Source organism: Nocardia cyriacigeorgica (assembly GCF_010868145.1).
In the GTDB taxonomy this organism is placed as follows: Bacteria; Actinomycetota; Actinomycetes; order Mycobacteriales; family Mycobacteriaceae; genus Nocardia; species Nocardia cyriacigeorgica_D.
This window is the reverse complement of record NZ_JAAGUY010000007.1, coordinates 1-11,366: the sequence shown is the minus strand read 5'-3', so window position 1 is coordinate 11,366 and position 11,366 is coordinate 1. Positions and strand designations below refer to the sequence as shown.

General features: G+C 65.9%; 8 protein-coding genes. 2 read left to right on the top strand and 6 right to left on the bottom strand.

The annotated features are described in order from the left end of the window. Positions 1-125 precede the first annotated feature (125 nt). Positions 126-1,418, top strand: coding sequence for an acetyl-CoA C-acyltransferase (locus GV792_RS11305; RefSeq protein ID WP_163824027.1), 1,293 nt, complete (start codon positions 126-128; stop codon positions 1,416-1,418). Positions 1,419-1,469: 51 nt separating this feature from the next. Here the strand turns inward: GV792_RS11305 and bluB are convergent, their stop codons facing one another. The 6 genes from bluB to GV792_RS11275 form a co-directional block, all read right to left on the bottom strand. Further along, the gene (gene bluB / locus GV792_RS11300; RefSeq protein WP_163824194.1) at positions 1,470-2,108 is read right to left on the bottom strand and encodes a 5,6-dimethylbenzimidazole synthase; all 639 of its coding nucleotides are present in this window, start codon (positions 2,106-2,108) and stop codon (positions 1,470-1,472) included. A gap of 138 nt (positions 2,109-2,246) precedes the next feature. Continuing rightward, positions 2,247-3,500 carry a fatty acid desaturase family protein gene (locus GV792_RS11295; protein WP_163824026.1) on the bottom strand — a complete coding sequence of 418 codons (1,254 nt, stop codon included), beginning with the start codon at positions 3,498-3,500 and terminating at the stop codon, positions 2,247-2,249. Positions 3,501-3,595: 95 nt separating this feature from the next. Beyond that, on the bottom strand, positions 3,596-5,026 hold the full coding sequence (locus tag GV792_RS11290) for a fatty acid desaturase (RefSeq protein WP_163824025.1): 1,431 nt from the start codon (positions 5,024-5,026) through the stop codon (positions 3,596-3,598). A 129-nt stretch (positions 5,027-5,155) separates the two neighbouring features. Next, a complete protein-coding gene (locus GV792_RS11285; protein WP_163824024.1) occupies positions 5,156-6,301 on the bottom strand; it encodes a ferredoxin reductase in 1,146 nt (381 codons plus the stop codon). Positions 6,302-6,449: 148 nt separating this feature from the next. Beyond that, positions 6,450-7,007, bottom strand: a complete 558-nt coding sequence (locus GV792_RS11280; RefSeq protein WP_163824193.1) for a DUF6912 family protein — start codon at positions 7,005-7,007, stop codon at positions 6,450-6,452. Between the two features lie 7 nt (positions 7,008-7,014). After that, positions 7,015-8,439 (bottom strand): WS/DGAT/MGAT family O-acyltransferase, encoded by a 1,425-nt coding sequence (locus GV792_RS11275; RefSeq protein ID WP_163824023.1) that lies wholly within the window; start codon positions 8,437-8,439, stop codon positions 7,015-7,017. Positions 8,440-8,768: 329 nt separating this feature from the next. On the opposite strand from GV792_RS11275, the gene secA reads away from it, so the two are divergent. Next, positions 8,769-11,366: preprotein translocase subunit SecA (gene secA, locus GV792_RS11270; protein ID WP_309139100.1), on the top strand; the 2,598-nt coding region annotated here is incomplete at its 3' end.

The following is an 11,366-nucleotide window of genomic DNA, read 5'->3' as shown; positions in this document are numbered from 1 at the left end:
GGCCAAGCGGATCAAGCCGTAATCGTGCCTGCGCACCGGCCGGGTCTCGTCGTTGTCGACGAATCTCTCGACGCCTAACTTACTTGGGAGTAAGTTGAATGGACCGATGGCTGAAAGGAATTCGCATGGCCCCCAGTGCTGCTCGCCGTGCCGTAATCGTCTCCGGCGCGCGTACTCCGTTCGTGCGCGCGTTCACCGATTACACCCGGCTGGATTCGATCGACCTCGCCGATATCGCGGTACGCGGTCTGCTGGAACGCACCGGCCTTGCCGGTGACCAAGTGCAGGCGATCGTCTGGGGCGGGGTGGTGCTGCCGAGCGCCGCGCCGAACATCGCGCGCGAGATCGCCTTGGACCTGAAGCTGGACCCCGGATGCGAGGGATACACCGTCACGCGGGCATGCGCGTCCGGTCTGCAGGCAGTGACCTCGGCCGCTGCCGCGATCGAGCGCGGTGAATACGACATCATGATTGCCGGCGGCAGTGATTCCACCAGTGGTGCCGAGGTCAAACTGCCGCAGAAGATCGTGCACGCGATGGCCCCGCTGGCGTTGGGTAAACCGAAGCCGAAGGACTATCTGTCGGCGATTTCCCGGCTCGCGCCGTTCACCGATCTACTACCCTCGCGACCCAAGATCGCCGAACGCACCACCGGTGAGGTGATGGGGGAGTCGGCGGAGAAGATGGCGCGGATCCACGGCATCGGCCGCGCCGCGCAGGACGAATTCGCCGCCCGCTCGCATCACCGAGCCGCCGCGGCCATCGCCTCCGGCCGCTTCGACGACGAGGTACTGCCGGTCGACACGCCCGACGGCGCGCGGATCACTCGCGACGGTCTGGTCCGTGCCGATACCAGCATCGAGAAGCTGGCGAAGCTGAAGCCGGTGTTCGCCGAGGACGGCAGTGTCACCGCGGGCAATGCCAGCCCGCTCACCGACGGCGCCTCGGCAGTGCTGCTGATGAGCGAGGAGACCGCGCTGGCACTCGGCTACCAGCCGCTTGCGGCCTTCCGCTCCTGGAGCTATGTCAGCGTCGATCCGACCGATCAGGTGCTCATCGGCCCTGCGATCTCCATGCCGCGGGCGCTGGACAAGGCGGGCCTGTCGTTGACCGATGTCGACCTGGTCGATATCCACGAGGCCTTCGCGGCCCAGACATTGTCGGTGCTGTCGGCGCTGGCCAGCGACGAATGGGCCAAGACCCGGCTCGACCGCGACACCGCGGTCGGCGAGGTGGATATCGACAAGCTGAACGTGCACGGCGGTTCGGTATCGATCGGCCACCCCTTCGGTGCGACCGGCGCCCGGATGGTGACCACCATGGCCAACGAACTGGCGCGGTCGGGTAAACAGACTGCGCTGCTGGGGATCTGCGCAGCCGGCGGGATCGGTGCGTCCGCCGTGCTCGAGCGGGTCTGAGCGCGGCCGGCCGGTCTCATCGACCCGCGCATGATCGGACGGGGTCGCCTGTCAGCGCTCGGCTCGGTGCGGCCGGCCGAACGTCTCGTGGTGGATCGCCTCGTCCAGGGGCCTGCCGTCGCGCCATCCGAATCGCACCAGATCGGGCACCTGCTGAAACTCGTGGACCGGTCCGATACACAACCAGGCGATCGGGCGGACTCCTGGCGGAGCACCGACGAGGTTCGCCAAGAATTCCGGCTCGTAGAACGATACCCAGCCGACGCCGACACCTTCGGCGGTGGCGGCGAGCCACAGGTTCTGGATGGCGAGAACTGCTGAGTAGATGCCGGTTTCGGGGACCGTGGCGCGCCCGAGCACATGGTCTCCGCCGCGGCCGTGGTCGTAGGTGACGACGATGCCGGTGCCGCTCTCTTCGATGCCCTCGATCTTGATCGGATCGAAGGTCGTTGCCCGGTCCGAGGGCAGTGAGTCGTGGAACTCGCGACGCTTGTCGGCGACGTGCTCGGCGAACGTGCGCAACCGCTGCCGATCACGTACCACCGTGAAGTCCCACGGCTGGGTATTACCCACGCTCGGTGCGCAGTGCGCCGCCTCCAGGATGCGCCACAGGATGGCCTCGCCGACGACGTCTCCGGTGAATTCGGCGCGCACATCGCGCCGTAACCGGATGGCGTCGTATACCGACATATGCGCAGAACTCACGCGAAGAGTGAATCACGACTGCACCGGACCTCGGTCGCCGTGACCGCGATGCGGTGCGCATAGTGGCGTTGCCGGGCTGCGCCGACCATCGGTCCGCGCAGCCCGAAGGACTGCGGAGTTCGCCTAGCCGATCGGCAGTGCCTTGCGCGCGAACCGCCTGCGTCCCTCGGCCAGCGCCGTGCGCAGTCCGCGGCGGCGGCCGGTCACCGGGTCGAAAGTGGCGGTGGTGTTGCCGTTGAACTTGCGCTCGGAGGCGGTTTCTGGCGCATCGTCGGCGGTCTGGCGCAGGTACTTGTTCGGCAGCGACAACTTGAGGATGGTGCGCCAGGCCTTGAAGTACTGCACCGGCAGCGAGCCGGTGGTGTAGGGCAGGTCGTACTTCTCGGCGAGCGCGCGCACCCGCACAGCGATGTCGGCGTACCGGTTACTCGGCAGATCGGGGAAGATGTGGTGCTCGATCTGGTGGCTCAGATTGCCGGTCATGAAGTGCATGACCGGGCCGCCGGAGATGTTGGCGCTACCGAGCATCTGACGCAGGTACCACTCGCCCTGCGTTTCGTTGTCGATATCGGCCTTGGTGAACTTCTCCGCACCGTCCGGGAAGTGGCCGCAGAAAATGACGGCGTTGGTCCAGACGTTGCGGACCATATTGGCGGCCAGGTTGGCGGTGAGCGTGCTGAAGAACGCCGGACCGGTCAGCAGCGGGAAGACGACGTAGTCCTTGAGTGTCTGCTTGCTGATCTTGGTGAGCACCTCCGACCGCTTGCGCTCGAACTCGGCGCGCTCAGGGGTGCCGGGCTTGTACTTACCCGCGGCCAGCTTGCCGAGCTCCAGATGCTGGATGGCGACGCCGTATTCGAAAAACAGCTGTAGCACCAGGTTGTAGGCCGGGTTGCCGAGGTAGAACGGCCGCCAGCGCTGATCGCGGGTGACGCGCAGCAGGCCGTAGCCGATGTCGTCGTCCATGCCGAGGACATTGGTGTACTTGTGATGCAGGTAGTTGTGCGTGTGCTTCCAGTGCTTGGACGGGCCCGTGTTGTCCCATTCCCAGGAGCTGGAGTGGATTTCCGGATCGTTCATCCAGTCCCACTGCCCGTGCATCACGTTGTGCCCGATCTCCATGTTCTCGATGATCTTGGCGGTGCCGAGCAGGGCGACGCCGGCCAGCCAGGCCGGCGGCAGGAAACTGGCGAACAGCACCGTGCGGCCGCTGATTTCGAGTGCGCGCTGCAACCGGATGACATTGCGGATGTAGCGCGCGTCCCGCTCACCCCGTGAGGATTCGATTTCCCGCCGAATCGCATCGAACTCCGCGCCGAGTGCCTCCACATCGGCTTCGGTGAGGTGCGCGTACTCCTTGACATCCGAGATCGCCATGGCGGTTACAGTACCGTAAGTTACGAGACCGTAGGTTATCGAGAACTTGCCGAAAGTGTGGCAAATCCCCCATTGCGATTACCCGGTCACAGCTGTTATTTTGCCGCCCGCCGCAGCTGGTACTCACGACGCAGCGACTCGCGTTCGGCCTTGGCCTTCTCCTTCAGCGAACGCTTCGCCTCGCGCAGCACGTCCTTCTCGTGCCGCGCCTTCTCCTTGAGGGCGCGCTTGGCCTCGCGCAGCACCTCTTTCTCGTGCCTGGCCTTCTCCTGCAGCACCGTCTTGGCCTCGTGCAGCGCGGACCGCAAGCCGCGACGGCGACCGGTCGCTGGGTCGATGGACCAGTGCAGATGCTCGGTTCCGGTCCAGTTCGTCACCGGGGTCGGCAGGGTGATGCCCGCGAACTTGCGTTCGGAAGAGGTCTCGGGCGCATCGTCGGAGGTGCGGCGCAGGAACCGGTCCGGAAGAGCGAGCTTGTGAATGGTGCGGAACGCCAGCAGGTACTGCTTGCCCAGCGAGCCCGTGGTGTAGGGCAGGTCGTACTTGTCACACAGTTCCCGCACCCGCGCGGCGACCTCGGGGTAACGGTTGCTCGGCAGATCGGGGAACAGGTGATGCTCGATCTGGTAGCAGAGGTTGCCGCTCATGAACGCCATCGTCGGCCCGGCCTTGAAGTTGGCGCTGCCGAGCATCTGGCGCAGGTACCACTCGCCGCTGGTTTCGTCCTCGAGCTGTTCGATGGTGAATTTCTCGGCGCCGTCGGGGAAGTGACCGCAGAAGATCACCGCATAGGCCCACAGATTGCGGATCAGGTTCGCGGTGGCGTTGGCCTTCAGCGTCGACACGAAAGCCGGGCCGGTGAGTGCCGGATAGAACACGAAGTCCTTGGCCACCTGGCGGGCGATCTTGCGGCCGAAGACGATATTGGGCTCGGAGTTGAGCTTATGGCGCGGCGTGCCCGACAGTTCCTTCTCGATCGACCAGTCGTGCAGTGCGATACCCCACTCGAAGGTCGCCGCCAGGATCAGATTCGCCACCGGCTGCACCAGGTGTACCGGCCGCCACGGCTCATCTCGCGTCATCCGCAGGATGCCGAAACCGAGGTCCTCGTCCTTGCCGAGCACGTTGGTATAGGTGTGATGGGAGTAGTTGTGGGCCCGGCGCCATTGCGCAGACGGGCCCGTCATATCCCATTCCCAGGAGCTGGAGTGGATTTCGGGATCGTTCATCCAATCCCACTGCCCGTGGCTGATGTTGTGGCCGAGCTCCATGTTCTCGATGATTTTGGCCACCGACAGTAGAGCGGTACCCGTCACCCAGGCCCAGCGGTTGCGGCTGCCGAACAGCACGGCACGGCCCGCGACCTCGAGCGCGCGCTGCGCGGCGATGGTGCGGCGGATGTACTTCGCGTCGCGTTCGCCAAGCGACTGCTCCACCGAACGACGCACGGAATCGAGTTCATGTCCGAGGGTCTCGATATCGGTGGCCGTGAGATGGGCAAAGGCTTTGATGTCGGTGATGGCCACCGGCGTCCCTTCTGTTTTTCGATCAGCCCGGCGGGCCGTATTCGATCGTCCCCGTGGGCCGTAGTCGACTTACCCAGAGGGTACCCGCCGAACACCCGATCCTGGGGGGTGCGATCGGGTCGAGCACACTCACACGTCGAGTGTGCAGTCCCCGGCTGCGGCCGAGACGCAGGTCTGCACTTTTTCGCCCTCGCGCTTCTCGTTGCCGTTGCGCAGATCGCGGGCGTGGCCGGAGGAGATGGTGACCACACAGGTCTGGCAGATGCCCATCCGGCAGCCGAACGGCATCTGCACACCGGCCGCCTCGCCCGCCTCGAGCAGGCTGGTCGCGCCGTCGACCTCGGTGCTGCGGCCGCTGCGGCCGAAGGTGACGGTGCCGCCCTCGCCGATGGCCGACCGTTCGATCTCGAACCGCTCGATGTGCAACCGATCGGCGATACCGGCGTCGTCCCAGTGCTTTTCGATGTCGTCGAGCATCGGCAGCGGGCCGCACGCCCAGGTCTGGCGTTCACGCCAGTCGGGGATGCGTTCGTCGAGAGCGGCCACGCTGAACTTGCCCTGCTGGCCGGTCAGCTGCAGCTGGGCGGTGAAGCCGGGATGGCGCTGATCCAGCGCGCGCAGTTCCTCGCCGAACATGACGTCCTCGGCGGTGCGCGCGGAATGAATGTGCACCACATCGGTCACCACATCGCGGCGATCCATCGCCCGCAGCATCGACATGACCGGAGTGATGCCGCTGCCCGCGGTGAGGAACAACACTTTCTTCGGCGGCGGGTACGGCAGGACGAACGCACCCTGGGGCGCGGCCAGTCGGACGATGGTGCCGACCGGGACACCGTTGGCGAGATGGCTGGACAGGAAGCCCTCCGGCATCGCCTTTACGGCGATGGAGATGACCCTCTGCTTGCCATTGCCGCCGGCGTCGGCATCGGTCCAGTCCGGGGGGCAGGTCAGCGAGTAGGAGCGCCAGTGCCAGCGGCCGTCGACCAGCAGGCCGATGCCGATGTACTGGCCCGGCTGGTACTTGAAGTCGAAGCCCCAGCCCGGCTTGATCACCAGGGTGGCCGAATCGGCGGTCTCGGAGCGCACGTCGACGATGCGGCCGCGCAGCTCACGCGCCGACCACAGTGGGTTGGCCAGATGCAGGTAGTCATCGGGCAGCAGCGGGGTGGTCACCCTGGCCACCGCGCCGCGCAGCACGTTCAACCGTCCGCCGCGCTCGGCGACGCTCGCGGCCGGCGCCTCGAGCCATTCGCGGACATTCTTGAAAACCATCGCTGCCGTTCGTCTCCCTGGTCGTGGCGGACCGGTCCACCGCCTGCCCGCTAGGTTACGGCATCGTAGGTTAGCCGCTCGGCGCGGCGTTGTCAGGACCGTCGGCGATTCACTCCGGGAGGCTCTCGACGCCCCTGTTCGTGAGAGCTCAGAGCAATTCGAGTAGGAACGGGAGCTCCTGGGCGGCGTACCAGGCGAGCTGATGATCCTCGGCGTCGCCGAGTACGAATTCGGCGTCGGTATCGCCGAGGTCTGCGGCGTCGATGACATCGACCGCCTTGGCGACCGCCGGTTCGGCATCGGCCAGGTCGACGTGCACCGAGGCGATGCGGTCATAGCTGATCGGGCCGGACAACCGGACCACGGCGTCGTCGAGGTCGGGGCGTAGCTTGGCGCCGGCGACGTCGGCGGCGATCACCGCGCGGCGGTACACCGGGGCACCGGCCGGGAGCGCGGGTGCGGCATCCTCACTCGAACCCTCCTCCATCGAATCGGTGATGGCGTCGCGCTCGGCTGCGATCAGCCGCAACGCGGCTCTGGCCGCCTCACCCATGGCGACCTCGGCGAGCTCCTCGTCGTCACCGGAGGCGTAGGCCTCCCGCAACGTGGGGGTCACCGCGAAGGCGGTACCGCCGAGGGCGCGCAGTTCGCGCTGTTCGACGAGCTCGCGCAGCATCGGCACGGTCGCGGGTACGTAGACGCGCAGCTTGGTCTCAGAGGCAGGCACCGAGCATCTCCTCCATGGATTCGTGCACCGATGCCGACAGCACTCCGATATCGGCCATCGCGTCGCGGTCGGCGTTGAGACCGTAGAAGACCTGTCCGTCATAGGACGTGATCCCGATGCTCGACACCTGATTGCGCAGCAATGGCGATACCGGATACATCTCCAGCATCCGCGCGCCACCGATGTACATCGGCGTCTGCGGACCCGGCGCATTGGTGATCACCAGATTGAACGTGTGTTCTGCGAAGGTACTCGCCGCCCGCACACTCATCGCGTGCAGGCTTGCCGGGGCGAACCCGGCCAGGTGCACCAGCGTGCGCGCCCGCACGCCGCGCCGGTTCTTGGCAGTGGCCTCGGTGGCGTGCGAGATATGCGAGAGCCGCATCACCGGATTGGGCTCACCGACGGGCAGGTCGATGAGGAACGAGGACACCTCGCCTGCCGGTTTCAGCTTGTCGTCGGCACCTTCGACGTACACCGACATCGGCACCACCGCGCGCAGCACGCTCGAATCGACCAGCGCCTCGCCGCGGGAGAGCAGCCAGTTGCGCAGCGCGCCGGTGACCACCGCGAGGATCGCGTCGTTGATCGAGCAGTCGAAGCGCCGCCTGATCTTGCGGTAATCCTCCAGGCCGGTGGTGACGACATCGAAGCGGCGCTGCCGTGAGGTGCGCGCGTTGAGCGGGCTGTCGGGGGCTCCTGTGGTGACCGAGCGGACCGCCGAGACCGCCGCATCGACCGCGCGCCCGGTCGCGCCGATCAGCCCGAATCCGCCCGAGCCCGCATCGCGCAGCACCTCGATGGCCTCGCTCGGCTGGCCCGCCAAATGGGTCAGTGCGCCGACCAGCAGTTCGGTGTCGCTCGGTTCGCGCGGTGCGCACCAGGCGTCATCGGCGAAGCCGCGCGGCGAGGTGCCCGAATCCAGAATGACGTGCCCGATCTCCAGCGCGCCGTCACCGTCGACCAATGCGGAGTGGGATTTGGTGAACACCGCGCAGCGCCCGCCCGACAGGCCCTCGATCAGGTACATCTCCCACAGCGGCCTGCCCTGGTCGAGCGGACGTGAGGACAGCCGGGAGACCAGCTCGAGTAGCTGTTCTTCGGTGCCGGGAGCCGGGAGCGCGGAGCGGCGGATGTGGTAATTGATGTCGAAGTGGCTGTCTTCCACCCAGACCGGCCTGCCCAGCGACAGCGGGATCTCCCGCACTTTCCTGCGGTAGCGCGGAACCAGCGACAGCCGCGATTCCACCAGGTCGACCAGGCGTGCGTAGTCGAGAACGGACTTGCCGTGGCCGTCGCCGGTATCGGCGGCGGTGTTCTGGAGGATCGCGAGAGAACCGATGTGGATCGGGTTGCTGCTCGACTCGAGCCGGTAGAAGGACGCGTCCTGCGGCGTCAGCCTCGTGATCACGCTGCCCGATGCTCCTTCCCGTGCCGCCCGTGCGAGCCGCTCGTCCCGACCATTGTGGTCCCGCCACAGCGATTCTTCTCCCATTCTGTGGCATATCCCGGCAATCCGTCGTGCACGAGTACCGTTGGGTTCATCCATATCGACACCGCGTACGCGGTGGCTGCCTCGCCCGTGCTCGGCCCGGCCCTGCAACCGGCTGACCACGGCGCCTACCATGGGTGCCGCATTACCATGAAGCGAGCTGCGGCTTCCGCACCACGCGGGCCGTGCGTACCGGCCCGGGGGGCCGGGGACACGACGACACACCGACCAGAGGACTGACGAGACCCGTGCCTGCGCTGACACTGACGAGGTTGCTACGGATTGGTGAGGGTCGCATGGTCAAGCGGCTTTCCCATCTCGCCGACGAGGTTCTCGCGCTCGAGTCCGACTTCGAGGACTTCACCGACGACGAGCTGCGCGATAAGACCGACGAGTTCAAGCAGCGCTACATCGACGGCGAATCCCTCGACGACCTGCTGCTCGAGGCGTTCGCGGTGGCTCGCGAAGCATCGTGGCGAGTGCTGAACCAGAAGCACTACAAGGTCCAGATCATGGGTGGCGCCGCGCTGCATCTCGGCAATATCGCCGAGATGAAGACCGGTGAGGGCAAGACCCTGACATCGGTGCTGCCCGCCTACCTGAACGCCATCAGCGGCGACGGCGTGCACATCGTCACCACCAACGACTACCTCGCCAAGCGCGACTCCGAGTGGATGGGTCGTGTGCACCGCTTCCTCGGTCTCGAGGTCGGTTCGATCCTGTCCGGTATGACGCCGGCCCAGCGCCGTGTCGCCTACGGCGCCGACATCACTTACGGCACCAACAACGAGTTCGGTTTCGATTACCTGCGCGACAACATGACCCACTCCCTCGAGGATCTGGTCCAGCGCGGGCACAACTTCGCCGTGGTCGACGAGGTCGACTCCATCCTCATCGACGAGGCCCGCACCCCGCTGATCATCTCGGGCCCGGCCGATGCCTCCAGCAAGTGGTATGCGGAATTCGCCCGCATCGCGCCGCTGCTGAAGAAGGACCTCCACTACGAGGTCGACATCAAGAAGCGCACGATCGGTGTGCACGAGGCCGGCGTCGAGTTCGTCGAGGACCAGCTCGGTATCGACAACCTGTACGAGGCGGCCAACTCGCCGCTGGTGAGCTACCTGAACAACGCCATCAAGGCCAAGGAGCTCTACACCCGCGACAAGGACTACATCGTCCGCGACGGCGAAGTCATCATTGTCGACGAGTTCACCGGCCGCATCCTGGTCGGTCGCCGGTACAACGAGGGCATGCATCAGGCGATCGAGGCCAAAGAAGAGGTCGAGATCCAGCCGGAGAACCAGACCCTCGCCACGATCACGCTGCAGAACTACTTCCGTCTCTACGAAAAGCTGTCCGGCATGACCGGTACCGCCGAGACCGAAGCGGCCGAGCTGCACCAGATCTACAGCCTCGGCGTCATCCCGATCCCGACCAACAAGCCGATGATTCGCGCCGACCAGGCCGACCTCATCTACAAGACCGAGGAGTCCAAGTTCGCGGCCGTGGTCGACGACGTCGTCGAGCGGCACGAGAAGGGCCAGCCGGTGCTGATCGGTACTACGAGCGTCGAACGTTCGGAGTACCTGTCCAAGCAGTTCACCAAGCGCGGTGTCGCGCATACGGTGCTGAACGCGAAGTTCCACGAGAAGGAAGCCGAGATCATCGCCGAGGCCGGTCGGCCAGGTGCGGTCACCGTGGCGACGAACATGGCCGGTCGTGGTACCGACGTCGTGCTCGGCGGCAACCCCGACATCATCGCCGACATCCTGCTGCGCAAGCAGGGCCTCGACCCGGTGAACACCCCGGACGAGTACGAGGCAGCGTGGTTGCCCGCCCTCGAGCAGGTCAAGGAGCAGACCGCCGAAGACGCCGACAAGGTGCGTGATGCGGGCGGGCTGTACGTGCTCGGCACCGAGCGGCACGAGTCGCGCCGTATCGACAACCAGCTGCGTGGTCGCGCCGGCCGCCAGGGTGATCCGGGTGAGTCGCGGTTCTACCTGTCCCTCGGTGACGAGCTGATGCGTCGCTTCAACGGTGCCGCCCTCGAGGCCATCATGACCAGGCTGAACCTGCCCGATGATGTGCCGATCGAGGCGAAGATGGTGTCCAAGGCCATCAAGAGCGCCCAGACCCAGGTCGAGCAGCAGAACTTCGAGATCCGCAAGAACGTTCTCAAGTACGACGAGGTGATGAACCAGCAGCGCACCGTCATCTACGGCGAGCGCAACCGGATCCTGCGCGGTGAGGACATGGAGGGCCAGGTCCAGGAGATGATCACCGATGTGGTCACCGCCTATGTCGACGGCGCCACCGCTGAGGGCTATGTCGAGGACTGGGATCTGGACAAGCTGTGGGCCGCGCTGAAGATGCTGTACCCGGTGGGTATCGATAACAAGGAACTGGTCGGCGAGACCGCCATCGGTGAGGCGGGCGAACTCGACTCCGAGGAGTTGCGTGAGGCACTGCTCGACGACGCGCACGATGCCTACGCCAAGCGTGAGGAAGAGATCGACGGCCTGGCAGGAGAGGGCAGCATGCGCACCCTCGAGCGGCAGGTGCTGCTACAGGTCCTCGACCACAAGTGGCGCGAACATCTCTACGAGATGGACTACCTCAAGGAGGGCATCGGCCTGCGCGCGATGGCCCAGCGTGACCCGTTGGTCGAATACCAGCGTGAGGGCTTCGACATGTTCGCCGCGATGCTGGAGGGCCTGAAGGAAGAGTCGGTCGGCTACCTGTTCAACCTGCAGGTCGAGGTGCAGCAGCCGCAGCCGGAAGGCGTCGCGGTCGATCCGGGCCTGCGTTCTCCCGTCGGCGCCCAGCCGCCCGCCCCGGTACCGGCC